The sequence below is a fragment of the Algibacter sp. L4_22 genome, assembly GCF_023473045.1.
GTDB lineage: Bacteria > Bacteroidota > Bacteroidia > Flavobacteriales > Flavobacteriaceae > Algibacter.
Genome location: NZ_JAMCOK010000004.1, coordinates 13785 through 37773, shown reverse-complemented (window position 1 = coordinate 37773; position 23989 = coordinate 13785). Strand labels below are relative to the sequence as shown.

At 32.8% G+C, this 23989-nt stretch carries 23 protein-coding genes and 1 other RNA gene; 11 read left to right on the top strand and 13 right to left on the bottom strand.

What is annotated here, in order from left to right:
• Positions 1–40: 40 nt before the first annotated feature.
• Positions 41–862, bottom strand: a complete 822-nt coding sequence (locus tag M4I23_RS11925) for a M48 family metallopeptidase (RefSeq protein ID WP_158850903.1) — start codon at positions 860–862, stop codon at positions 41–43.
• Positions 863–1066: 204 nt separating this feature from the next.
• Between M4I23_RS11925 and msrB the strand changes: the two genes are divergently transcribed.
• Positions 1067–1549: a peptide-methionine (R)-S-oxide reductase MsrB gene (gene msrB / locus M4I23_RS11920; RefSeq protein WP_249754527.1), complete on the top strand. Its 483-nt coding sequence runs from the start codon at positions 1067–1069 to the stop codon at positions 1547–1549.
• A gap of 71 nt (positions 1550–1620) precedes the next feature.
• Positions 1621–2172: a DUF1572 family protein gene (locus M4I23_RS11915; protein ID WP_249754526.1), complete on the top strand. Its 552-nt coding sequence runs from the start codon at positions 1621–1623 to the stop codon at positions 2170–2172.
• Between the two features lie 537 nt (positions 2173–2709).
• Here M4I23_RS11915 and M4I23_RS11910 read toward each other — a convergent pair.
• On the bottom strand, positions 2710–3993 hold the full coding sequence (locus tag M4I23_RS11910) for an NAD(P)/FAD-dependent oxidoreductase (protein ID WP_249754525.1): 1284 nt from the start codon (positions 3991–3993) through the stop codon (positions 2710–2712).
• A gap of 175 nt (positions 3994–4168) precedes the next feature.
• On the opposite strand from M4I23_RS11910, the gene lpdA reads away from it, so the two are divergent.
• Positions 4169–5545: a dihydrolipoyl dehydrogenase gene (gene lpdA, locus M4I23_RS11905; protein WP_158850907.1), complete on the top strand. Its 1377-nt coding sequence runs from the start codon at positions 4169–4171 to the stop codon at positions 5543–5545.
• A 69-nt stretch (positions 5546–5614) separates the two neighbouring features.
• Here lpdA and M4I23_RS11900 read toward each other — a convergent pair whose 3' ends face one another.
• From M4I23_RS11900 to M4I23_RS11890, 3 genes are all read right to left on the bottom strand, one after another.
• A complete protein-coding gene (locus M4I23_RS11900; protein WP_249754524.1) occupies positions 5615–6106 on the bottom strand; it encodes an outer membrane protein in 492 nt (163 codons plus the stop codon).
• A 91-nt stretch (positions 6107–6197) separates the two neighbouring features.
• Entirely contained in the window at positions 6198–6614 is a 417-nt protein-coding gene (gene aroQ, locus M4I23_RS11895) for a type II 3-dehydroquinate dehydratase (protein WP_249754523.1), read from the bottom strand.
• 84 nt (positions 6615–6698) lie between these two features.
• Positions 6699–7319 (bottom strand): outer membrane beta-barrel protein, encoded by a 621-nt coding sequence (locus M4I23_RS11890; RefSeq protein ID WP_158850913.1) that lies wholly within the window; start codon positions 7317–7319, stop codon positions 6699–6701.
• Positions 7320–7605: 286 nt separating this feature from the next.
• On the opposite strand from M4I23_RS11890, the gene xerD reads away from it, so the two are divergent.
• Positions 7606–8502 carry a site-specific tyrosine recombinase XerD gene (xerD, locus tag M4I23_RS11885; RefSeq protein WP_158850915.1) on the top strand — a complete coding sequence of 299 codons (897 nt, stop codon included), beginning with the start codon at positions 7606–7608 and terminating at the stop codon, positions 8500–8502.
• 116 nt (positions 8503–8618) lie between these two features.
• Positions 8619–9818, top strand: a complete 1200-nt coding sequence (locus tag M4I23_RS11880; protein ID WP_249754522.1) for a PAS domain-containing protein — start codon at positions 8619–8621, stop codon at positions 9816–9818.
• Positions 9819–9828: 10 nt separating this feature from the next.
• Here the strand turns inward: M4I23_RS11880 and rny are convergent, their stop codons facing one another.
• The 4 genes from rny to M4I23_RS11860 form a co-directional block, all read right to left on the bottom strand.
• Positions 9829–11403: a ribonuclease Y gene (gene rny / locus M4I23_RS11875; protein WP_158850919.1), complete on the bottom strand. Its 1575-nt coding sequence runs from the start codon at positions 11401–11403 to the stop codon at positions 9829–9831.
• Between the two features lie 59 nt (positions 11404–11462).
• Positions 11463–11588, bottom strand: a non-coding RNA gene (gene ssrS, locus M4I23_RS11870) — 6S RNA.
• A gap of 58 nt (positions 11589–11646) precedes the next feature.
• Positions 11647–11940: a cell division protein ZapA gene (locus M4I23_RS11865; protein ID WP_158850921.1), complete on the bottom strand. Its 294-nt coding sequence runs from the start codon at positions 11938–11940 to the stop codon at positions 11647–11649.
• Between the two features lie 15 nt (positions 11941–11955).
• Entirely contained in the window at positions 11956–12246 is a 291-nt protein-coding gene (locus tag M4I23_RS11860; RefSeq protein WP_158850923.1) for a hypothetical protein, read from the bottom strand.
• Positions 12247–12421: 175 nt separating this feature from the next.
• Between M4I23_RS11860 and M4I23_RS11855 the strand changes: the two genes are divergently transcribed.
• Together M4I23_RS11855 and M4I23_RS11850 are read left to right on the top strand one after the other, a co-directional pair.
• The gene (locus tag M4I23_RS11855; protein WP_249754521.1) at positions 12422–14107 is read left to right on the top strand and encodes a M23 family metallopeptidase; all 1686 of its coding nucleotides are present in this window, start codon (positions 12422–12424) and stop codon (positions 14105–14107) included.
• 22 nt (positions 14108–14129) lie between these two features.
• Positions 14130–16586 carry a TonB-dependent receptor plug domain-containing protein gene (locus tag M4I23_RS11850; protein WP_249754520.1) on the top strand — a complete coding sequence of 819 codons (2457 nt, stop codon included), beginning with the start codon at positions 14130–14132 and terminating at the stop codon, positions 16584–16586.
• Positions 16587–16593: 7 nt separating this feature from the next.
• On the opposite strand, the gene M4I23_RS11845 is transcribed toward M4I23_RS11850, so the two are convergent.
• Positions 16594–18027, bottom strand: coding sequence for a hypothetical protein (locus tag M4I23_RS11845; RefSeq protein WP_249754519.1), 1434 nt, complete (start codon positions 18025–18027; stop codon positions 16594–16596).
• A 133-nt stretch (positions 18028–18160) separates the two neighbouring features.
• A complete protein-coding gene (locus tag M4I23_RS11840; RefSeq protein ID WP_249754518.1) occupies positions 18161–19303 on the bottom strand; it encodes a cysteine desulfurase family protein in 1143 nt (380 codons plus the stop codon).
• 226 nt (positions 19304–19529) lie between these two features.
• On the opposite strand from M4I23_RS11840, the gene M4I23_RS11835 reads away from it, so the two are divergent.
• Entirely contained in the window at positions 19530–20432 is a 903-nt protein-coding gene (locus M4I23_RS11835; RefSeq protein ID WP_158850934.1) for a hypothetical protein, read from the top strand.
• On the opposite strand, the gene M4I23_RS11830 is transcribed toward M4I23_RS11835, so the two are convergent.
• Together M4I23_RS11830 and M4I23_RS11825 are read right to left on the bottom strand one after the other, a co-directional pair.
• Positions 20425–20988 carry a Smr/MutS family protein gene (locus tag M4I23_RS11830; protein ID WP_249754517.1) on the bottom strand — a complete coding sequence of 188 codons (564 nt, stop codon included), beginning with the start codon at positions 20986–20988 and terminating at the stop codon, positions 20425–20427. The genes M4I23_RS11835 and M4I23_RS11830 overlap by 8 nt on opposite strands.
• A gap of 2 nt (positions 20989–20990) precedes the next feature.
• Positions 20991–21188 (bottom strand): hypothetical protein, encoded by a 198-nt coding sequence (locus tag M4I23_RS11825; protein WP_158850938.1) that lies wholly within the window; start codon positions 21186–21188, stop codon positions 20991–20993.
• Positions 21189–21443: 255 nt separating this feature from the next.
• On the opposite strand from M4I23_RS11825, the gene M4I23_RS11820 reads away from it, so the two are divergent.
• From M4I23_RS11820 to M4I23_RS11810, 3 genes are all read left to right on the top strand, one after another.
• Entirely contained in the window at positions 21444–23222 is a 1779-nt protein-coding gene (locus tag M4I23_RS11820) for a T9SS type A sorting domain-containing protein (RefSeq protein WP_249754516.1), read from the top strand.
• 102 nt (positions 23223–23324) lie between these two features.
• On the top strand, positions 23325–23609 hold the full coding sequence (locus M4I23_RS11815; RefSeq protein WP_158850942.1) for a DUF2752 domain-containing protein: 285 nt from the start codon (positions 23325–23327) through the stop codon (positions 23607–23609).
• 11 nt (positions 23610–23620) lie between these two features.
• Positions 23621–23950, top strand: a complete 330-nt coding sequence (locus M4I23_RS11810; RefSeq protein WP_158850943.1) for a CCC motif membrane protein — start codon at positions 23621–23623, stop codon at positions 23948–23950.
• Positions 23951–23989: the final 39 nt, after the last annotated feature.

Below are 23989 nucleotides of genomic sequence, written 5' to 3'. Positions count from 1 at the left end.
TTAGCAGCTTCTAAAGTAAACAAATATTTTTATTATAATGTTATATCGCTCTAAACGATGTTACACCAAATTTCGCAGCTTCCTTTTTTGCGTCTGGAGCCCATTGCGTTAAGTTATTAATTCGAGTATCATTTGATGGATGCGTACTCATAAATTCTGCTGGAGCATCTCCTCCACTGTTTGCTTTCATACGTTTCCATAATTCGGCAGCTTCATCTGGGTTATACCCTGCAACAGCCATTAAATACAAACCTATTTTATCTGCTTCTGTTTCATGACTTCTACTAAAAGGTAACATTCCTAAAACTTGAGATCCAACACCATAATATTGATTAAAAGCATTTCTAGATTGTTCATCTTGTATAGCAACATTACCCGCTACAGCTAAACCTTGTTGTACATATCCAGCACTCATACGTTGCTGTCCGTGATTTGCTAATGCATGTGCAACTTCATGGCCCATAATAGCCGCAACACCAGTTTCGTTTGCCGCAATTGGTAAAATACCTGTGTAAAATACAATTTTACCTCCTGGCATACACCAAGCATTTACGGTTTCATCGTTTACTAAATTATACTCCCATTTATAATCATTTAAATAACCTGCGTTTCCATTTGCTGTTAACCAACGTTCAGCGGCTACAGCTATACGCTGCCCTACTCTAGTTATCATTTCGGCATCTTTTGTACCTGTTACAACATTATTATCCGTTAAAAATTGATCGTATTGAGCAAAGGCTGTTGGAAACAATTGATCGTTAGATACAAATGCTAGGGTTTTTTTTCCGGTAAACGGGTTCGTTGCACACGAAAATATCATGGCACAAATTCCTAGTGATATAAAAGTTGTTTTTAGTTTCATTTTCTTGGGTTTTATTTGATCTCAAAAATACAAAAACTGTATCTTTAGTTATTAGACACAATTTTCTTTAATTTGTCACATCCAAATTAACAAACTTTGAATAGAATAAAATAGCTTTTTCATTAAAAATTTAACTCTATTAAAAATTAGGCTCATGTTATTTTTATGCCTTTAGTTCGACAAACATAATAAACATCCTTTATAATGAACAAAATATTAGTCGCACTCAGTATATTTTTAGTTTTTAGTTGCAACTCCTCAGCACAAAAGAAAAAAACGGAAACAAAGAAAATTTTTGAAATCACAAAAACAAAAACCGAATGGAAAGCCCAGTTATCGGCAACCGAATATTATGTATTGCGTGAAGCTGGAACAGAACGCGCTTTTTCTAGCGCCTTAAACAATAATAAAAAAGCAGGAACTTACGTTTGTAAAGCTTGCGAAACGCCTTTGTTTAAAAGTGAAAACAAATTTGACTCTGGATCGGGATGGCCTAGTTTTGATCAAGACATTAAGGGTAATGTAGATTTTTCTACCGATTACGATTTAGGATATGCGAGAACGGAAGAACATTGTGGCACTTGTGGCGGACATTTAGGTCATGTTTTTAACGACGGACCAAAAAACACAACCGGCATGCGCCATTGTATTAATGGTGTTTCTTTAACATTTGTTCCTGAAAAATAAGATTCAAAATACATGTTTATAATAAAGACTTTTAATTTGCTTTTTCACACGCTCTAAACTATTTTTATACCATGGAAAGTTATTTAGAAAGTATTATTAAACAGTTTGAATATTACAAAAGTTTAGGAGATAAAACTTTTGAGCAATTATCGTTTGAAGAATTACAAAATGAAATCGCTGAAGACGCTAATTCTATAGCTATTATTGTAAAACATATTTCCGGAAATATGTTGAGTCGCTGGACAAACTTTCTAACTGAAGATGGCGAAAAACCATGGAGACACCGCAACAGAGAATTTGATGATACTTACGAAACCAAAGACCAATTATTAGAAAATTGGAATGCTGGTTGGTATTGTTTATTTAATGCGATTAAACCATTAAAACCTGATGATTTAGAACGCATTATCTATATTAGAAATGAAGGCCATACGGTTACCGAAGCCATAAACCGTCAGCTAGCTCATTATTCTTATCATATTGGGCAAATTGTGTTTTTAGGAAAAGTTTTTAAAGGGAAAGATTGGCAAACATTATCTATTGCTAAAGGTGCATCTAAAACATATAATGATAAAAAGTTTAATGAAGAGAAGTCTAGAAAACATTTCACTGATGATTTGTAATGGTAATTTATTCATAGTGAAGAGTATTGAAATAGATATTTCAGTTTGAAAAACTTACTCTTATTTGATTTATTCTAGTGTCCAAAGAACTCAAGATACAATACTTTTTTTGGTGTTATAATGAATATTGAAACGCCCCAGTTTTAAAATTCTCCTCTTATAAAAACAAATCGCCCACGTCATTTCGATGTGAGAAGAAATTCCGTAATACTTTGAACGATTGTTTATACTCCTATGCGATGGTTTCTAGCATCGACATGACAAACTTACTTTTGCAAACACACACAAATATAAATACCTAAAAACACTTTTGCGGATATGCCTTGCGAGAAGGATTGATGCGGCATCCTTTTTTTGTGCTTGCCTATTTTTTTACTGTTTAGTGCTAAACTTATTGTTATCCTTATATTTTAAGGCGAGACTAAAGTTACTTGAGCACAAGAAAAAGATATAGCGGAAAGCCTGTTTGCCATTTTTCATGGCAACTCGCCCAAAACTATTTTCAATTTAAACATCTATAAAAATACAAATGGTATTTTAGGTTTTAAACTTCTTTTTAAACGGACGAATTATCAGGCGTGCTTCGCGATCGAAACGTATGTAATTGTAAACCCAGTTTATAAAAACAACCATACGGTTTCGGAAACCGATTAGAAAAAACAAATGCACAAACATCCAAACATACCAAGCAAAAATGCCTTGAAATCTAATGTTTTTTAAATCGACCACTGCTTTATTTCTACCAACAGTTGCCATGGCTCCTTTATCTTTATAGGAGAAGGGTTTCATGGGTTTTTCTTCTATAAGTTTAAGAATATTATCTCCCAACTGCTGGCCTTGTTGAATGGCTGGTTGCGCCATCATGGGTAAGCCATGCGGAAACTCATCTGTTACCATACAGGCAATATCCCCAATGGCAAAAATATGATCAAAACCTTTAACTTGGTTGCATTGGTTTACTAAAATACGGTTACCACGCGTTACAAAATCTTTGGCGTCTAAGCCTTTTATTATAGCTCCTTCTACACCTGCTGCCCAAACTAAGGTTGCTGTATCGAAAGTTAAATCGGAATTTGTAGTTACCGTTTTGCCATCGTAATTTGTTACTCGTACGTTTTTCCAGACATGAACTCCTAATTTTTCGAGAAAATCTTCAGCTTTCGCAGATGCATTTGCACTCATACCTTTTAATAAACAATCTCCAGATTGAATGATGTTTATTTGAGCCAAACGGGTATCTAAATCGGGATAATCTTTAGGTAGAATTCCTTTTTTTATTTCGGCTAATGCGCCAGCAAGCTCTACTCCTGTAGGCCCGCCGCCAACAATTACAAAGCTCATAAGAGCAATACGCTCATGCAAATCTGTTGTTAACAGTGCTTCCTCAAAATTTTCGAGAATTAAACTTCTTAAATCTAAAGATTGCGGTATGGTTTTCATGGCCATACTGTGTTTTTCTATTTCCGTATTGCCAAAATAATTGGTTTTAGATCCGGAAGCGACTACTAAATATTCAAACTTTAAATCGCCTATATTAGTTTTTATGGTATTACAAGTAGTATCTATTTCGTTAACTTCTGCTAGTCTAAAATGAAAGTTTGGAAAATCTTTTAAAATTTTCCGTATTGGGTATGCAATCGAGTCTGGCTCTAGTCCACCCGTAGAAACCTGGTATAACAACGGTTGAAACGTATGGTAATTATGTTTGTCTAAAAGCACCACTTGTACTTCTTGCTTCGATAATTTTTTTGCTAAGGCAACTCCTGCAAAACCGCCACCAATTATTACAATTCGTGGGTAACTTGTTTTAGGTATGTTCATAAATAATAACTTGCAAAGCAAAGGTAGTAAAACATTGATAGATTCCGTTATTGGTTGAAACTTCTAATACAACGAAACCTACTGAAGGCTAACAAAGTATTTTTTTACGATTTAAGGCTTAGTTAATTCATTATTACATTTCGATTTTGTAAATTCGTAACCTAAAATTTAACAAATGAGTAAATACGATATTATTGTTCTTGGAAGTGGCCCAGGTGGTTATGTAACAGCTATTCGAGCTTCACAATTAGGTTTTAAAACTGCTATTGTTGAAAAAGAAAATCTTGGTGGGGTTTGCTTAAACTGGGGTTGTATCCCAACTAAAGCCTTATTGAAATCTGCTCAAGTTTTTGAATATCTTAAACATGCTGAAGATTACGGTTTAAAAGTAACAGGTGCAGAACACGATTTTGATGCTGTTGTAAAACGTAGCCGCGGTGTTGCTGATGGTATGAGTAAAGGTGTTCAGTTTTTATTGAAGAAAAATAAAGTAGACGTTATTAACGGTTACGGAAAACTTAAACCTGGAAAAAAGGTAGACGTTGAAGGTACTGAATATAGCGCCGATAATATTATTATTGCTACAGGAGCCCGCTCTCGTGAGTTACCAAATTTACCACAAGATGGTAAAAAAGTAATTGGATACAGACAAGCTTTAACTTTAGAGAAACAACCTAAAAAGATGATTGTGGTTGGTTCTGGTGCTATTGGTGTTGAGTTCGCATACTTTTACAACTCTATGGGAACTGATGTAACTATTGTAGAATATTTACCAAACATTGTTCCTGTTGAAGATGAAGATGTTTCTAAATTAGTAGAACGTTCTTTCAAAAAAGCAGGTATTAAAGTAATGACTTCTGCCGAAGTAACTACTGTTGATACATCTGGAGAAGGTGTAAAAGCTACCGTTAAAACAAGTAAAGGCGAAGAAGTTCTTGAAGCTGATATTATTTTAAGTGCTGTTGGTATTAAAACAAACATTGAAAACATTGGATTAGAAGATGTTGGAATTGTTGTTGATAGAGATAAAGTTATTGTAAACGATTTTTACCAAACTAATATTCCTGGATATTTCGCTATTGGCGATATTACTCCTGGACCAGCTTTAGCACACGTTGCTTCTGCTGAAGGCATTCTTTGTGTAGAAAAATTAGCGGGACAACATGTTGAAGCTCTAGACTACGGAAACATTCCTGGTTGTACTTACTGTACTCCAGAAATTGCATCTGTTGGTTTAACTGAAAAGCAAGCTAAAGCACAAGGTTTAGACGTTAAGATTGGTAAATTTCCTTTCTCTGCTTCTGGAAAAGCTAGTGCTGGTGGAAACAAAGAAGGTTTTGTAAAAGTAATTTTCGATGCTAAATATGGCGAATGGTTAGGTTGCCACATGGTTGGTACTGGTGTTACCGATATGATTGCAGAGGCTGTTTTAGGTAGAAAATTAGAAACTACAGGTCATGAAGTATTAAAAACTATACATCCACACCCAACAATGAGTGAGGCCGTTATGGAAGCTGTTGCAGCTGCTTATGATGAAGTAATTCATATCTAATACAAAACGTTATTACACGTTAGAAATATAAAAAGTGCTATTCAATAAATATTGAATAGCACTTTTTTTTTAGAACTTATATTTAGCTCCTAATTTAAAAAGTGAGTTTGTACTTGGTAAACTTTGTTTAAACGGACTGTCGTTGCTTAAATTATAATTAAACCGAGCTTCCATTAAAAAAGACTCGGTAAAATCATATTGAACACCAAGAGTTCCTGATGCTGAAACATCTTCAACAGTTCCATTTTTTAGAAGTAAATTTGTGGTTGACCCAAAGAGCACACTAAACTTTTCAGTAAAGCTATATTTTGCTAATAATGGAAATTCTTTAATACGGTAACTCTCACCAAAACCTCCAAAGTTAGTTTCAATATTTTCGGCCCGAACAACCCAATTATCATTTAATCTATATTCTGAAAAATAGTTTGAAAATGGTAAAACCTCATTATTTATATTAACTTGATCACTAATTACAAATGAGTTTTCTTTCTCTTTCTCTTGAGCATTTAAAATAAAAAAAGCTGGATAGATTACACATAAAATAAGTAAAGCTTGCTTCATATCTAATTGGTTGTAAATTTAATACAACACAAAGCTAGCTTTAATATTTGTTAATCCTTCATAACGGTTTTATAATTTAAACTTAATTTTTTTACAAAAAACTCTGAATAGCTAACCCATAACTTGGCATTCCGAAACCTAAAATAACACCTTTAGCATTTGGCGAAATGTAAGATTGATGACGGAATTCTTCTCTAGAAAACGTATTAGAAATATGCACTTCTACAACAGGAGAGGAAATACCTTTTATTGCATCACCAATACCTATTGAAGTATGCGTATAAGCACCAGCGTTTAATATAACGCCATCATAACTAAAACCGACTTCATGCAACTTATCAATAAGTTCTCCTTCTATATTAGATTGATAATACTCCAAGCTTACTGTTGGATATTTTTCTTTTAAGTCCTTAAAAAATTCTTCAAAAGTTAAACTACCATAAATTTCAGGTTCTCTTTTTCCTAATAAATTTAAATTGGGGCCGTTGATGATGATTAGTTTTTTCATATGGTAAATATATTTAATTTTTAGGCATAAAAAAAAGGAAGCCATTACGACTTCCTTTAATTAAATATTTTTTTGAACTATTATTTAGAATACAAATAATACTCCAAAATTAGCCGTTCCACCAAAAGGGTTGTTTACCTCTCCTACTCCAAAGTTGAAGTTGCTTGTCGCTTTAGCTCCAGATACATCTACTTTAGAAGAAGAATATGCCAAAACATTATCTAATCCAAAAGTAAGTGCAATGTTTTCTTTTACAAAATAGTTAAGACCTAAATCTAAACCAGCTCCAATTGAATTAACTTTAACATCAGAAATTTTGTCGTCTAATGAGTTATACCCAACACCAAGCTCAGTATAAGTTTTAAAACGTTTTCCTAAATCTAAAAAGTAATAACGTCCAAAAGCACCAATTCCAATATTTGAGTTTTTAGAAGTATCTGTTCCAGATGTAGAGGTTTTAGCTGTACCAAAATCTAATTGAACACCAACTGCTAAATCATCATTTAAAAAATAACCTACTTTTGGAGTAAAGTTAAAAGCGCTAGATTTTGTATCAAAGTTTTTGTCATTAGTACTGTTAAAGCCTAGGCTCCCTTCAACAAAAACGTTACCTTCTTCAAAACCAAATTCACTAATATCATCTTGTGCATTTACTGAAGTAAATCCGAAAACTGCAATTGCTGCAGCAAAAAATAATTTTTTCATAATTTAAATGTTTTATTATAAATATTCCGCAAATAAAAGGCTGTTTATCCTTTTAATTAACCTTTAGTCTTGTTTTATGATAATTTTAACAATTTTTATACTACAAGTTATTGAGAATCAACATGTACAGAAAAAACTTTTTTTTTAACACAAAAAAGACCTAAAATCGTTTTTTTTATTTCTCTAAATTTGCAATTATTCCTTATTCATTTGTTTACTAAACACTTCCAAAAATATAAACAATTCTGCCTTAATTTAATCCGAAAAATTCTTTACTTTTATCCTAATGAAATGGAGTCAAGCCATAAAGGATTATACTTTTTATTTAAAGATAGAAAGAGGTTTATCACAAAACTCAATAAATAGTTATGTGTTAGATGTTCAAAAACTAATTTCTTTTTTAGACGATAAAGAGATTAAAGAAGCGCCTATTTCAATTACTGATACAACTATTAGGGAATTTATTTATAGCGTATCAAAAAAAATTAACGAACGCTCACAATCTAGACTCATTTCTGGTTTACGAAGCTTTTTCAATTATTTAGTTTTTGAAGATTATCGAATAGACAATCCGCTAGAGCTTATCGAATCCCCTAAAATTGGAAGAAAACTTCCCGATACCTTATCGGAAGAAGAAATTGACAATCTAATAAAAGCCATAGATTTAAGCAAACCCGAGGGAGAACGCAATAGAGCAATGCTAGAAACACTATACGGCTGTGGTTTACGGGTTAGTGAATTGGTTAATTTAAAATTATCGGATTTATTTTTTGAAGAGGGTTTCATAAAAGTGACAGGAAAAGGAGACAAACAACGTTTCGTTCCTATTATAGATATTACTAAAAAGTATATTAATATCTACAGAACAGAAATTAGAAATCATATGAATATTCAGGCTGGTTTTGAAGACACTTTATTTTTAAATCGCCGTGGCAAACAATTAACACGCGCCATGATTTTTACTATAATTAAACAATTAGCAGTAAAAATTGATTTAAAGAAAAGTATTTCTCCACATACTTTTAGACATTCATTTGCCACGCATTTACTTCAAAACAATGCCGATTTAAGATCTATTCAGCTCATGCTTGGGCACGAAAGTATAACAACAACTGAAATTTATGTACATTTAGATAGAAACCATTTAACTAAGGTTGTAGAACAATTTCATCCAAGAAAATAAAAAATTTAGTAAGCAACCCAAATAAATCAAGACCTATTGTGACGTGTAAATAATTAAGGAGTCTAAATTAATACCTACTTAAGTTTTATTTTAAATTTTAACCCTAAGAAAACCATATGGTAAAGAGCATATTCTCTCCGATTCGTAATCTTTTTAAACGCACATCAAATTCCACTGAATCTGACAGTTTAAAATGGCAATTTGCCGTAGAAAACTCTAAAATAGGAGTTTGGGATTGGGATGCAAAAACAAACAAAGTATTCTATTCTGCTGAATCAAAAAACATTTTAGGCTACGAAGACAACGAAATCGGAAGCAATGCAGACGAATGGAATAATCGTGTACATCCTGAAGACAGAGATGCTTATCATTATGATTTTCAAAAACATTTATCTGGAGAAATAGAAATATACAAGAATGAACATCGGGTACTGTGTAAAGATGGAACCTACCGCTGGATTTTAGATCAAGGAAAAATTGTTAGTAAAGATAAAATAGGCAAACCATTACGTATAATAGGTACACATATCGACATTACCAAACGTAAAGAAGATGAGATGCTTTTAAATGAAAATTTTAATGTAATCACTAGCCAAAATAAACGGCTTTATAATTTTACACATATTGTTTCTCATAATTTAAGAACTCATATTGGTAATTTTAAAAACGTTTTAGAATTTCATGATTCTGCTAAAACTCAAGAAGAAAAAGATGAAATGTTTAATTATTTAAAAACCATTTCTTCCGCTTTAACCACTACTATTAGCAATTTAAGTGATGTAATTAGTGTAAACTCTGAATATAACGACCTAACAAATAATGTTAATATAAGTAATGTTATTATAGATAGCTTAGATAATCTTTCTATTGATATAGCTTCAAAAGAAGCAATTATAAATACAGATATACCTTCTAATTTATTCCTTACGGGTAATTCGGCATATTTAGAAAGCATTTTTCATAATTTAATATCTAATGCTATAAAATATGTTGATGCCAGTGTTACTCCAAAAGTTAATATTAAGAGTACTGAAAAAAATGAAGGTTTCGAAATTTCTATTACCGACAATGGTATTGGTATTGATTTAAACAAATACAAGGATCAAGTTTTTGGCATGTACAATACATTCCACGAGAGTAACAGAGAAGACTCTGAAGGTATTGGTCTTTACCTAACCAAAATACAAGTTGAAGATTTAGGTGGGCAAATTACGATTGAAAGTGAATTAAATATAGGGACCACCTTTAAACTCTTTTTTCCAAAAGAAAAAGCTTTCCTTCTTAATAAAAAAAAGGAAAGCTTTAAAAAACTTTAACTCTAAATAATTACTTCGCGATATTCACGGCACGAGTTTCTCTAATTACAGTTACTTTTACTTGTCCTGGATACGTCATATCTGTTTGTATTTTTTGAGAAATACTAAACGATAAATCAGCAGCAGTTTGGTCGTTAACCTTTTCGCTTTCAACAATAACACGTAGTTCTCTACCTGCCTGAATAGCGTATGCTTTCTTAACACCGTTAAAACCGAAGGCTATTTCTTCTAAATCTTTTAAACGTTGAATATAACTATCTAAAACTTGTCTACGTGCTCCTGGTCTTGCTCCAGATATAGCATCACAAACTTGAATAATAGGTGCTAATAACGATTTCATTTCTATTTCGTCGTGGTGAGCACCAATCGCATTTATTACATCGTCTTTTTCTCCATATTTCTCAGCCCATTGCATACCTAGAATCGCGTGTGGCGTTTCCATATCTGTTTCTGCATCTGGCACTTTACCAATATCATGTAACAGTCCGGCACGTTTAGCTAACTTAGGGTTTAATCCTAATTCTGCTGCCATTACACCACAAAGCTTAGCAACTTCACGCGAGTGTTGTAGTAAGTTTTGCCCGTAAGATGAGCGGTATTTCATTCTACCAACCATTTTAATTAATTCTGGGTGTAGATTATGAATTCCTAAATCGATAACCGTACGCTTACCAACTTCTATAATTTCTTGCTCAATTTGTTTTTGAGTTTTCTTTACAATCTCTTCAATTCGTGCAGGATGTATTCTACCATCTGTAACTAATTTATGAAGTGATAATCGTGCAATTTCACGTCTCACAGAATCGAAACATGATAAGATAATTGCTTCTGGAGTATCATCAACAATAATTTCTACACCTGTTGCAGCTTCAATGGCGCGAATATTTCGACCTTCACGACCAATAATTCGTCCTTTAACATCATCAGATTCTATATTAAATACAGATACACAGTTATCAACTGCTTCTTCTGTTCCAATACGCTGTATAGTATTTATAATAATTTTCTTCGCATCTTGCTCGGCTGTTAGCTTCGCTTCCTCTAAAGAACTTTGTATAAAAGCCATCGCATCATTCTTAGCTTCACCTTTTAAAGACTCTACTAATTGCTCCTTAGCATCTTCTGCCGAAAGGCTAGAAATAACTTCGAGTTGTTGTACTTGGCTTCTGTGTAATCTTTCAACCTCTTCTTGTTTACTTTCTAGTACATCAAGTCGATGGTTATAATCTTTTATTTTACTATCTAAACTATCGTTAGCTTTTTTACTTTTAGAAAGCTCGTTAGATATTTGCGATTCTTTATCTCGGGTGCGCTTTTCAGCTTCTCCCATTTTTTTATCGCGACTTAAAATAACTTTTTCATGCTCTGCTTTTAGCTCTAAGAACTTCTCTTTAGCCTGAAGCATTTTATCTTTTTTAATACTCTCACCTTCTACATTGGCTTGTTTAAGTATTAACGCTGCATTTTTTTTTGCGTTTTTTATGAGTTTTGAAGCATTGTTTTTTTCTAACATTTTTGCTATAATAAAGCCTATTGCAAGCCCTAAAACAACACCACCTACTGCAAATATAATTGAGTTATCCATCGTTTAATTTAGTTAATAATAATATATAAAAAAGCCTACACCGGCATAAAGTTTTGTATAAACTCCTTAAAAACAAGTTTAGGGCTAACAAGCTGATCAAGGATCTGCCAAATACTAAATAAATTTAGTATTGCAGCCTGCTTTTACAACTTAAACTCACCCTTTTTAAAGAATTAACGTTGAGTTTATCAAAAAAAATAACCAATGTAGGCAGTAACTTTTTAGTTTATTTTAAAGAACGAATTAAGAAACTATAAACGAATCCAACAAATTATTAAGCGCCACAAGTTTTTCTTCAACATGCTCATTTACATTTGTTTTATCTATAGACTTCTGCTCTACTTGAGAGGCAAATTGTAAGGCACACATGGCCAAAACATCTTGTTTATCTCGAACAGAATAACTTTGCTCAAATTGTTTAATCATTACTTCAATGCTTTTTGATGCTTTACGGAGTCCTTCTTCTTGACTTGGATCAATAGTTAAAGGATATACCCGATTAGCAATAGACAGCTTTATTTTAAGCTTTTCCGACATTGAATTTAATTAGCATTACTCAGATAGTTGTCCAATACAATGGTCAATTTCTCTAATTAAGGCATTTATTTTAAGCTTAGTTTCTCTTTTATTATCGTCACCACCAAGCATTGAATTTGCAATTCTAAGAGCTTCATATTTTTCTTCCCAATTAGCATTTAGCTTTTTTTGGTTCAAAATTTCCTGCTTTGAAACTTCTAATTCTTCATTTAATTTCAAATTAGTTTGCTTTAAAAGCTCTACCTTGTGTAATACCTTGCTAATTTTGTTTTCTAACGAATCTACAATATCCTCAATATTACTCATTTACCAATTTCAATACTTATATCACAAAGTTAACCAACCTAGCTATAATTTACAATTGTTTTTCAATAAATTTTTAGATTATTCCTTAAAATTCTTTTTCAATACAATGCTTACTTTTTGCTTTATCCTTTGTGTTTTCATCTCAAATGAATATTTTTGCAGTTACAATTATCCTATGAAATTTATCCTTTCTCTTTTTCTGTTTTGTTCATTGTTTTTGAACGCTCAAAATAATTATCCGCAAGATTACTTTGCAAACCCTTTAGATGGAACTTTAGTTCTAGCTGGTACTTTTGCAGAACTGCGTTCCAATCATTTCCATTCAGGACTCGATATAAAAACGCAACAACGCACGGGTTTAAAAGTTAAAGCTTCGGCCAGTGGATTTGTAAGTCGTATTAAAATTGCACATTACGGCTACGGAAAAGCCCTTTATATTACGCATCCAAACGGTTACACGACGGTTTATGCGCATTTGCAAAAATTTTCGCCCGAGATTCAAGCTTACATTAAAAAGAAGCAATACGAGGAAGAAAGTTACGAAATTGAGCTATTCCCTACTCCAGAAGAATTACCTATAACCCAAGGAGATATTGTAGCCTACAGTGGAAACACAGGCAGTTCTGGAGGGCCACATCTTCATTTCGAAATTAGAAACAAAGAAGAACATCCAATAAACCCCATGCTTTTTGGTATAGATATTTTAGATACAACAGCACCAGTAATACAGTCGCTTTATGCATATCCGTTAGATAAAAATTCTTTTGTTAATAAGAAGAATAAAAAACAAAAAGTTAGACTCATTCCTTTAAAAAACGGTGATTTTGTTACAGAAAAAATTGATGCTATTGGTAATATAGGTTTTGGTATTAAAACAATAGACAGACAAGACTTAGCAGGAAACTCTAATGGCGTTTACAACATACAAACGGTTATTAATGGACAACGTAATTTTGAAATCGATTTCAAAGAATTTTCATTCGATGAAACCAAACACATAAATACATTTATAGATTACGAACATTATAAAACTAAAAAAGAACGTATTCAGCGTTTGTATAAAAAGCATAATCCGTTAAGCTTACTTAAATCGGTTACCAACAATGGTGTTTTAGCTATAAAAGACAGTACAAATTCTGTTTATAAAATTCGCGTTTCCGATTATAAAAATAATGAAACCTGGATAACCGTTAATATTAAAGGAACAAAAAAGACAATTACCGCAGTTAAAGAAGAAAAAACGACGCCTTATTTTATAAAAGCCAACCAAGCAACAAACCTAAAAGAAGGTAAAATTGCGGTAGATTTTTATAAAGACACCTTTTACAATGATTTCTATTTAGACTTCGAAGTAAAAAACGACACCTTATTTCTAGATGATGATACCGTTCCAACCAAAAAAAGTTTTAAAATTTCCTTTGATGTTAGCCAATACAAAAACGTCGATAAAAACAAACTTTTCATTGCTCGCTTAATTGGATATAAAGATTATCCAGCCTATTCTACCACAAAAAGAAAAGGTGATATTTTAACAACTAACTCCAAATATTTAGGTAAATATGCTTTAACAACAGACAGCATTGCTCCTACTATTAAAGCTGCCAATTTTAAAGACAAGCAATGGTTAAGTAATTTTAGATATTTAAAAGTTAAAATTACCGACGACCTTTCGGGAATATCTAATTATAGAGCTACCATTAACGGGAAATTCATTTTAATGGAGTACGAATACAAAACAAATACTTTGACTTACGATTTTGATGATGGCGATTTCACCAATACAAATAATAATTTAAAGGTGATTGTAACAGATAATGTTGGAAATAATTCTACTTTTGAAGCGTTATTTTACAGGAAGTAACACAAACTAACTCATCAACCATTTGAAAACAAAGCTTTTACTTGTCGGTTTATTTTTTTTCAGCCTTTATATAGGGTTCGCACAAACAGCAACTATTAAAGGTATTATTTTAGATGAAAACAATTTGCCCATAGAACAGGTAAATATTAAATCGGGAATAAATGGAACGGTTAGTAATGCCAATGGTTTTTACAGCCTAACTATAAATGTAAATGAAGATATTTTAGTTGAATTTACGCACCTTTCGTTTAAAAAAACATCAAGTTCTTTTAATCTGAAGAATGGAGAAACCTACGAATTCAATCCTGTTATGAGTACCTCGTTAGAGCAAATAGCAGCTATAACCATAACAAGTAACCGCCGGAAAGATGTTGAAGGTATAATCACCATGAAACCAGAGACTATTAGAAAAATTCCTGGAGCAAATGCTGGTGTAGAAAATTTATTGATGACTTTACCAGGCGTTAGCAACAACAATGAATTAAGTACACAATACGCTGTGCGTGGTGGTAATTACGATGAAAATCTAGTTTATGTAAACGATATAGAAGTGTATCGCCCATTTTTAATTCGTTCTGGTCAGCAAGAAGGATTAAGTTTTGTTAACTCCAATTTAGTCCAAAATGTCGATTTTTCCGCAGGTGGATTTCAAGCTAAATATGGCGACAAATTATCATCCGTTTTAGACATTACTTATAAAACACCATATCAGTTTGAAATTAATGCCGATTTGAGTTTACTTGGCGGGAGTCTTTCCGTAGAAAATATAAGTAAAGATTCAAAATTTACAAGTATTGTTGGCGTACGTTACCGCGACAATAGTTTATTAGTCGATGCCAAAGAAACAGAAACCAATGTAAAACCAAAATTTGCAGACGCTCAGGCCTTTTTTACTTATAAATTTACAGATAAATTTCAGTTGAGTTTTCTAGGAAATGCAGCAATCAATAAATATAATTTTGAGCCGCAAACTAGACAGACTAATTTTGGCACACTCGCCGACCCTATTGCTCTTTTGGTATTTTATGAAGGTGAAGAAAAAGATGAATACCAAACTTATTTTGGAGCTTTTAAAGGTACATACTTTGCTAACGACGATTTAACATTAAAGTTAATTGCATCAACCTATCACACAACAGAAGAAGAGTATTTTGATATTTTATCTCAATACCGTTTAGGTGAAGTTAATAGTAATATTGGAGATGAAAATTTAGGTGAAGTTGAATTTAGCGAAGGCGTTGGCAGCCAATTAAACCACGGCCGAAACGATCTAGATGCTTTAATTACAAATATTGAACATAAGGGTGATTTAAAAATTGATGATAACCGTATTGAATGGTCTGTTAAATACACACATGAAGATATTAGAGATCGCCTGGTAGAATGGGAAGTTATCGATTCGGCAGGGTTTTCAATTAGACCTCCAAAAACAGTTATAAACGAGCAACCTTACGCAGCTTTTAGCGGTCCGTTAACACCTTACCAAAACGTTCGCGCAACAAACAACACACAAATTAATCGCTTTCAAGCTTACGCTCAATGGAGTAAACGCTCCATGATTGGCAATAACGATGTTTGGTATAATGCTGGTGCTAGAATGCATAGTTGGTCTGTTTCCGGCGATGGTATTTCAAGTACAAGTCAAGTTGTATTTAGTCCGCGTGCACAATTCACCATAAAACCTAATTGGGAAAAAGATATGTTGTTTAGAGTAGCAACAGGTTTATATTATCAGCCACCTTTTTACCGTGAATTACGTGATGCTTCGGGAACTATCCAACCAGATGTAAAAGCTCAAAAATCGTTTCATCTCGTTTTAGGAAACGATTATAGTTTTAAAATGTGGGATCGCCCATTTAAATTAACAACCGAGCTTTATTTTAAAGGTATAACCGATGTTAATCCATATACATTAGAAAATGTACGTATTAGATATGCGGCTAACAATAATGCAAAAGCCTATGCTTACGGTTTAGATATGCGCCTTAATGGTGAGTTTGTGCCGGGAACGGAATCTTGGTTTAGTTTCGGGTATTTAAAAAATGAAGAAAACATTGACAACCGTGGCTATATTGCACGCCCAACCGATCAACGTTTAAAATTTGCTGCATTGTTTCAAGATTATGTACCCAATGTACCAAACATGAAAATGTATTTAAACCTTGTTTATAATACAGGTTTACCAGGAGGATCGCCTAGTTATGCCGATGCCTATGAATATCAAAATAGATTGCCAGATTATAAACGTGCCGATTTAGGGTTACAGTTTGTTTTAGTTGATGATAAAAAACAGTTTGAACATGGTTGGAAAAAACCTTTTAAAGCTTTGTCTTTTGGGTTTGAAATTTACAACATGTTCGATGCTCAAAACTCGATAACCAATACTTGGGTACGCGATGTATATAGCAAACGCCAATATGCGATTCCTAATTATTTAACACCGCGTGTTTTTAATGTGAAGACTAGTATGAGGTTTTAATGCTTTATTATCTAGCAATTAAATTTAAAGAAACCAATATTAAACCTCCAGTACCACTATAACGTTCTGCCCAAACTTCCACATAATCTCCTTCTGATAATTCAACAGTTCCCACAACAGCTGCAGCTCCAACATCATTATTGGCTCCATTTTCCCGATAAACTTTTGTCTGATCTATTACGTTACCATTTTTTGCTAGATAAAAAATAAAAATAGTATTACTACTATCACCTTGGAATGATAAACTGGCAGTAATACCAAAATATCTTGCCTTTTTACCTTCGTATGTTATCTTATTACTACCATCTTTAGCAAAGCGAAATAAACTATTAGAAACTGTAGTTCCTGATATTTTTTTTCTACTACCTATTCCTGTTCCTGTAAATGCAATACTTGTTCCTGAGCCAACATTTGCTGAAAAATTAATATCTCCAGTAGCAACACCATCAGTTTCTACTGGAATACCAGGACTATTTACATCCCATTCTTTAGGGAAATTATACCCAATATAAGGCGACGTACCATTAATATAATTGCCTCCTCCATAAAAATTAACATTACTTATATTTCCACTAGTCAAAGATGATACTCCTGTGATATCGATAGCCGCTGTTGCACCCACTACTTTACTAAAACCACCCTGCTTAGCTATAATATCAAAGTCACCCGTAAATGACTGATAAACACCTGTATTATCACTAGCCCATCCTTCAGAATTTAAAAGTAATTGGTGTATGTCGTCAAAAGTAATTCCTGCCGAATTATTTACATATTGAACAATACTAACAAAGACAAGGCCGTATGAAGAAATAGTACCAACCGAAGTTGAGTTCGCTACAACACAGTCTCTAAAGACAAAGCGTTCCGTTCCAGAGCTTCCAGACAAGTTAAAAACAGTGCCCCCAGGAGCTGTTAATGTAAGACCTCTTATTGAACCACCGGTAGAACCTTCAAATATAGTTCCTCCAGCACTATTTACTAGTATATCTTCATTTGTATCTTCTCCAATTAAATAAGCGCCATTTAAATTAATTGGAGCCGCTAAAGTTATTTGTCCATTAATTTCGTACATAAAATCGGTAGTTAATAAATACTCTGCGCCTCCACCAGCCGCAAGCTCATCTGCCAAATCGGCCACAGATTTAACTAACTTATAATTATCACGTTTTTCGGCGCCTTCTAGCGGTACCCAAGATGTTCCATTGTAAAAATAAAAGACACTTTCATCGATATCGAATACCAATAAACCATCGGCTGGTGTAGCAATAGCAACTCTTTGCAAGGTTGTCATTCTAGGCGTTAAAACGCCTTGAGTTGTAGATTCCATTTCTAAAACTGAAGAAATATGAGGATCGGTAGTTCCTATTCCTACCTGACTATAAGAGTTCATTTGAAAAAGGACAAAAAAAAGTAAAACGATAGAATAGTTTAGGTTCTTCATGATATTTTGGGCTTAAATCAACTCTTTTAATAAGAATTAATCTACAAGTATACAAAAAAATACTTAACAAATAAACATCTAACCGATTAACAACTCACTTAAACTGAATTATTTACCAAAAAACACAACAAATCTAAGCGAATTCTTTCAAAACAGAAATAACATAATCTATCTCTTCTTTAGTATTAAAAATACTAAAAGAAAATCTTAAAGACGGTTTTTCTAATGCATCGGGTGAAAGAATTTCTAATAACACATGAGATTTTTTATTACTCCCACTCTGGCAAGCACTTCCTTTAGAACAAGCGATCCCTTTTAGGTCTAGCTGAAATAATATCATATCCAACTTATTACTAACAAAAGGTAAACAAACGTTTATTATAGTATAAGCACTTTTCTCTAAATCTCCCGATAAGCCGTTAAATGTAACTCCTGGCAAAGCCTTGCTAATTTCATCTATAAAATACAATTTAAGTCCTTTTATATAGGCATGCTCTTTTTCGGCGTTTTCCTTCATTAACGTTAAAGCCAACTCTAAGCCTGCTATATTATGCACACTTTCGGTTCCTGCTCGTAAACCACGTTCTTGTTCTCCTCCAAAAATTAGAGGCTTAACGTAACCTACATTTTTTCTAATAAAAGCAAAACCAACACCTTTTGGCCCGTGAAACTTATGTCCTGCTGCTGTAATGAAATCCACTTTTATATCTTGTAGATCTAAATTGTAATGCCCTACAGATTGTACAGTATCACTATGAAAAAACGCATTATTCGCTTTACATAAATTAGCCACACGCTTAATATCGGTAATGTTCCCTATTTCGTTATTAATATGCATTAAGCTCACCAATGTTTTTTTATTGGTTTGTAATAAGGATTCCAAATGCTCGAAATCTAAGTTTCCGTTTGTATCCAAATTAATATAACTCACCTCAATATTAAATCCGTTTTGCAAAGCTTCTACGGTGTGTAAAACAGCATGATGTTCAATTCTACTCGTTATAATATGTTTAACCTCTAAATCTCTAACGGCACTATTTAAAATTAAATTATCGGCCTCGGTACCTCCAGATGTAAAAATAATTTCACTCGCCGAAACATTTAAACAACTCGCGATAGCTTTTCTAGATTTTTCGATTAAAGATTTTGACGATCGCCCAAAACTATGGGAAGACGAGGCATTTCCGAAGTTTGTTTTAAGAACCTTCGTTATTTCATTAACAACTTCATCTCTTAATTCTGTTGTTGCGGCATTATCAAAATAAACTGGTTTCATATTACTGTTTTGAGCAACAAAAATACTTCAAATAAAATTATTTCTAATATGGTTCGTTATTAGTTTGAATGAATTTTATAACATTCGATAATTATGTTTGGATCTTCCTTTTTATTCAACATTTCAGTTTGTTAAAAAACATGCTAAAAACTAATTTTATCGGTAATTTTAAAGTTTATTTGTTATCATTAACAATTCCACTATTTTTGTGGCAAAATAGATCTCCATGCGTAAGTTAATTTATCTTTTTATAGGTGTTTGTTTAATTTCAATTCAAGGTTGTGATGATGGTGATATCATTACCGTAGAACTTGAGTTTGATGAAACTTTTAGCGCCTGCGAAGGTGTATCTGATCTTGTTTTATATAAAACTAAAGATGACCCTTCGGAATCTTTATCGGTTTTAATTTCAAATTATACTTTAGACGAAATTCTTGCGGTTGGAACAAATGATTCTTTAGAACTTGAAGAAAGTGCAACTTTTTATTATAGAACTTATAGTGATGAAAGTTTACCTTCTTCTCTATTTTGCAATGATATTCCAGACGAAGTAACCATTACATCTAGCGAAAGTGATGATTGTACTGCAGAAATTATAACAGTATTAACAAAAGATGATGACGATGGCATTCTTGCCGATCTTGAAGATTTAAATGGAAATGGTGATTTAACCGATGATGATACCGATGGAGATGGTTTAGCAAACTATATTGATTTTGACGATGATGGTGATAATATTTTAACCGAAGATGAAAATCCTGATCCTGATGGAGATGGTGATTTATCTGATGCGCAAGATACAGATGGCGACGGAATTCCTGATTATTTAGATGATGATGATGATGGCGATGGCGTAAAAACACGAGATGAAGAAAACGACTCGCAAGATCAACGCCCAAATAACGATATTACAAATAGTGAAATTGGTGCAGATTACCTTAATCCAGAAGTAGCGACTACAGTTCCTGCAACAGCTTATAGAGAACATACTATTGACGAGGTTTATGTAGTAAGCGTAAACTTAAAAGATATTAGCTTAAGCTTTTTATCTCAAGACGATTTTGATTTTGGAATTTTAAGCGATTCTAGTTTATCGAGTTCAACTTCGATAACCCCCGATTTTAATTAGGTTTTACATTTTGATAAATATAAACTTCGGTAGCGCCTAAACCATACTTTTTGTAGTTGGCATCGTAAAATTTCACGTTATTGTATCTGCCAAATAGATATTCTAATTCTATTTTAAGCACGCCTTCTCCAACACCATGGATAAAGACTACTTTTTGTATGCGCTTAGAAATAGCCCAATCTAGTTTATGCCTTGCCGTATCTAATTGCGTGGTTAACATATCATGATTGCTCATGCCTCTAGGAGACTTTACCAATTGGTTTATATGCAAATCGACTTCCATTGTTGGCTCATATCGTTCTTTTGCTTTTACTTTAACCGATTTTCTTCTGCTTGGTTTTTCCTTTTCATCTAAAACAGAACTGATACTTTTATGAGAAAATATTCCTGATTTAAAATCACTTTTAGAAGTATCCTTCACCAATTCTCCTGCCTCAAAATCTAACAAAAAACCATCGGTTGTTTCAATAGAAATTGTGTTTCCCGATATACTTTTTATACTTCCAGATAAATTTTCATCTAAAACTAAAACAAAATCATTTACTTTAAATTTCATAATTATTGGTCCTCAATTGAATCGTTATTATCCAAATCTTCATCTTTTCTACTTGGTACCAATCTCGAAATTCTATAAACCCCCATCATTAAGAAAACGATCCCTACAATTAACAAATATTGATTCTGTTTGGCACCAACTTTAGCATACATTGCCACTATTGCACCTACCAAAATTAGCACATAATTTAAATACTTCATGCTGCAAATTTACATAAATCTTAGTCAAAAAAACTCAATTCGTGCCTTGAAACCTATCCGAAAAACTAATAAAATACTAGTTTACAATACTTTAAAGTGCTGTGTTTTTTAAAATGAATGTATATATATAAACTTTTAGTATATTTGCGTTATCCCATATTTAATCTAAATATCATGATAGAACCTATATCATTCACCCATAAAGAGTATATTAACTCGTTAAAACCTGTTTTTTTGAAGGAAAAAACACCCTGCATGAAATTTATTTTCAGCCTTTTTGTTACGTTTATTTCTTGCCAATTTGCAATAGCTCAACTTTCGGTAAGGAACAGTGCATATATTTTTGTAAAAGATGAAATTGTATTTGTTGAAGATGATATAAACTTAAAAGAGCCTGCAAGTACCATTTATTTGAGAACGGATGCGCAAGTAATACAAGGTACAGGTACAACTGGTAATTCTGGTGAAGGTGAATTAAGTGTTTATCAAGATGGAAATGTTGGTGCTTATGAGTATAACCAATGGTGCTCGCCTATAGGAAGCCGCGACGATACGTTAGTTAACAATCCATTTGGTATTGAGCTACTTAACGATATTGACGATTTAACAACTTCTATTGTAGCAGGTAAAACCCACCAATCTAACTATAACGGTACCGCTAGTCCTCTAAACATAGAACCTTACTGGATCTGGATGTTTAAAGCAGGGGCTGTATATGCTGACTGGGAACCTGTTGGAGACGCAACAACAATACCTGCAGGTTATGGCTTTACCATGAAAGGTACAGCAGGCACTAGCGCAAATAATCCCGGTGATAATCAAAATTACGATTTTAGAGGCAAACCAAATAACGGTGAAATTTCTATACCTGTTTTAAATAACCAATACACTTTAGTAGGCAATCCGTATCCATCTGCAATGGATGCTCATGCTTATATTTGGGATGCAAATAATAGAAACACAATTGATGGAACTTTATATTATTGGGAGCAAGACCCTGATGTAAATTCTCATTATTTAAATGCTTATGATGGTGGCTATGCAACTTATACCATTGAAGAATTCTCTCCCTTTAATGATACTAGAACCCCAGCTGTTTATAAAACATATAATAGTGACGGCTCTGACAATAGTAATAGCTTAACAACACCTGTAGGAAAGCAAGGGCAACGAAATATACCTATAGGATTAGGTTTTATGGTTTTAGGGACAGCTAACAGTTTTGTAAACGCAGAAAATGCTCATCGTGTATATGTAAAAGAATCTGATCCAAGTAGTACATTTTTTAAATCGGCAAATTCTAAAAATTCTACAACTCAAGAAAATTCGATCTTTACAACGATGTCTCAAGGTTATAAACGCTTTAGGCTGAATATTGATTTTAATAATACTTACACGAGGCAAATAGTAGAAACATTTAACGCAAATGCTACGGAAGAATTTGATCGTGGTTTGGAATCTAGGTTACACGAAGATGATATGTTATCCTCTGATGCTTATTGGCCAATTGGAGAGCATGGGTATCTTGCAGAAGCTTTAGCTTATAATGTGGACATGAAAATACCATTAACTATTAAAGTTGCTAATGATATGCCTCTAAAAATTAGAATTGCAGACGTTCAAAATTTCGATTCAGATTTACCTATTTTCATTCATGATAAAACAACTAATTTATATGTGAATTTAAAAACTCAAGACTTTAGTACAAACCTAGATGCAGGTAATTACACAGATCGTTTTGAGGTTACATTTAAAGAAGATACAACTTTAGATACCGAAGCATATGATACAAGTAGTTTAGATGCCATTCAAAATAACACAACACATATTCTAAAGGTTTTAAACCCTACTAACTTAAATATTACATCTATTTTAGTTTATGATGTGACTGGAAAACAAGTTTTAACAGAAAGACCTAGCACAACAGCAAACGCTTATACCATTTCTACAAAACAACTTAGTACAGGTGTTTATATTGTAAAAGCATCTTTAGATAACAGCAAAACATTTACTAAAAAGGTTATTATTAACTAGACCTTTTAATTATTACTAAGGAGTCAACTAACAAAAAAAACATTAAAGCATTTTTTTGTTAGTTGGCTTTTACTATTTTAGCATAACAAGAATATATAATACATGCAGTCTCTAGAAAAATATATGCTTCCTTGCCTTAATAAAAAGTTATTTGGCGTAGAATGTATGGGTTGTGGTATGCAACGTGCCATTTCACTAATTTTTCATGGTGAATTTGTGGCGGCTTTTAAAATGTACCCAGCTATTTATCCATTAACACTTCTTTTTATTTTCATCGGAAGTAATATTTTATTTAAATTTAAACATTCAAACATTGTTACTACAGCCTTAGCTATACTAACAGTAGTTACTATTGTAACAAGCTATCTAATTAAAATAATCAATTAAAAAACAAACACATGGAACAAGAAAAACTCAATGCAACGTTAGTTTACGTATTATCAATTATAGGTCTTTTATGCTGCTGCATTGCCGGTTCTGGATTTATATTAGCTGGTATTGCCTTTTTTATTGCAAACAGTAAAGTAAATGCCGCTAAAGCAAACCCTGAGCAGTACGACCCTGCAAGCGTAAAAGGTATGAATACTGCAAAAACCGTGGCATTGGTTATACTTGTTATAAATATTCTTTATTTAATTTATACCATTTATCAAATATCAACTATTGGTTGGGATCAAGTAATGATACAATTTCAAGAGACTATGGAGCAATATGAAAGTCAACAATAATTCATTGCTAATTTATTAAGCATAAAAAAAGCGACCAAT

What these genes read in the sequence shown, in the direction of transcription:
- M4I23_RS11925 (WP_158850903.1), bottom strand. Translation starts at nt 862, where the DNA reads ATGAAACTAAAAACAACTTTTATATCACTAGGAATTTGTGCCATGATA.
- msrB (WP_249754527.1), top strand. Translation starts at nt 1,067, where the DNA reads ATGAACAAAATATTAGTCGCACTCAGTATATTTTTAGTTTTTAGTTGC.
- M4I23_RS11915 (WP_249754526.1), top strand. Translation starts at nt 1,621, where the DNA reads ATGGAAAGTTATTTAGAAAGTATTATTAAACAGTTTGAATATTACAAA.
- M4I23_RS11910 (WP_249754525.1), bottom strand. Translation starts at nt 3,993, where the DNA reads ATGAACATACCTAAAACAAGTTACCCACGAATTGTAATAATTGGTGGC.
- lpdA (WP_158850907.1), top strand. Translation starts at nt 4,169, where the DNA reads ATGAGTAAATACGATATTATTGTTCTTGGAAGTGGCCCAGGTGGTTAT.
- M4I23_RS11900 (WP_249754524.1), bottom strand. Translation starts at nt 6,106, where the DNA reads ATGAAGCAAGCTTTACTTATTTTATGTGTAATCTATCCAGCTTTTTTT.
- aroQ (WP_249754523.1), bottom strand. Translation starts at nt 6,614, where the DNA reads ATGAAAAAACTAATCATCATCAACGGCCCCAATTTAAATTTATTAGGA.
- M4I23_RS11890 (WP_158850913.1), bottom strand. Translation starts at nt 7,319, where the DNA reads ATGAAAAAATTATTTTTTGCTGCAGCAATTGCAGTTTTCGGATTTACT.
- xerD (WP_158850915.1), top strand. Translation starts at nt 7,606, where the DNA reads ATGAAATGGAGTCAAGCCATAAAGGATTATACTTTTTATTTAAAGATA.
- M4I23_RS11880 (WP_249754522.1), top strand. Translation starts at nt 8,619, where the DNA reads ATGGTAAAGAGCATATTCTCTCCGATTCGTAATCTTTTTAAACGCACA.
- rny (WP_158850919.1), bottom strand. Translation starts at nt 11,403, where the DNA reads ATGGATAACTCAATTATATTTGCAGTAGGTGGTGTTGTTTTAGGGCTT.
- M4I23_RS11865 (WP_158850921.1), bottom strand. Translation starts at nt 11,940, where the DNA reads ATGTCGGAAAAGCTTAAAATAAAGCTGTCTATTGCTAATCGGGTATAT.
- M4I23_RS11860 (WP_158850923.1), bottom strand. Translation starts at nt 12,246, where the DNA reads ATGAGTAATATTGAGGATATTGTAGATTCGTTAGAAAACAAAATTAGC.
- M4I23_RS11855 (WP_249754521.1), top strand. Translation starts at nt 12,422, where the DNA reads ATGAAATTTATCCTTTCTCTTTTTCTGTTTTGTTCATTGTTTTTGAAC.
- M4I23_RS11845 (WP_249754519.1), bottom strand. Translation starts at nt 18,027, where the DNA reads ATGAAGAACCTAAACTATTCTATCGTTTTACTTTTTTTTGTCCTTTTT.
- M4I23_RS11840 (WP_249754518.1), bottom strand. Translation starts at nt 19,303, where the DNA reads ATGAAACCAGTTTATTTTGATAATGCCGCAACAACAGAATTAAGAGAT.
- M4I23_RS11835 (WP_158850934.1), top strand. Translation starts at nt 19,530, where the DNA reads ATGCGTAAGTTAATTTATCTTTTTATAGGTGTTTGTTTAATTTCAATT.
- M4I23_RS11830 (WP_249754517.1), bottom strand. Translation starts at nt 20,988, where the DNA reads ATGAAATTTAAAGTAAATGATTTTGTTTTAGTTTTAGATGAAAATTTA.
- M4I23_RS11825 (WP_158850938.1), bottom strand. Translation starts at nt 21,188, where the DNA reads ATGAAGTATTTAAATTATGTGCTAATTTTGGTAGGTGCAATAGTGGCA.
- M4I23_RS11820 (WP_249754516.1), top strand. Translation starts at nt 21,444, where the DNA reads ATGAAATTTATTTTCAGCCTTTTTGTTACGTTTATTTCTTGCCAATTT.
- M4I23_RS11815 (WP_158850942.1), top strand. Translation starts at nt 23,325, where the DNA reads ATGCAGTCTCTAGAAAAATATATGCTTCCTTGCCTTAATAAAAAGTTA.
- M4I23_RS11810 (WP_158850943.1), top strand. Translation starts at nt 23,621, where the DNA reads ATGGAACAAGAAAAACTCAATGCAACGTTAGTTTACGTATTATCAATT.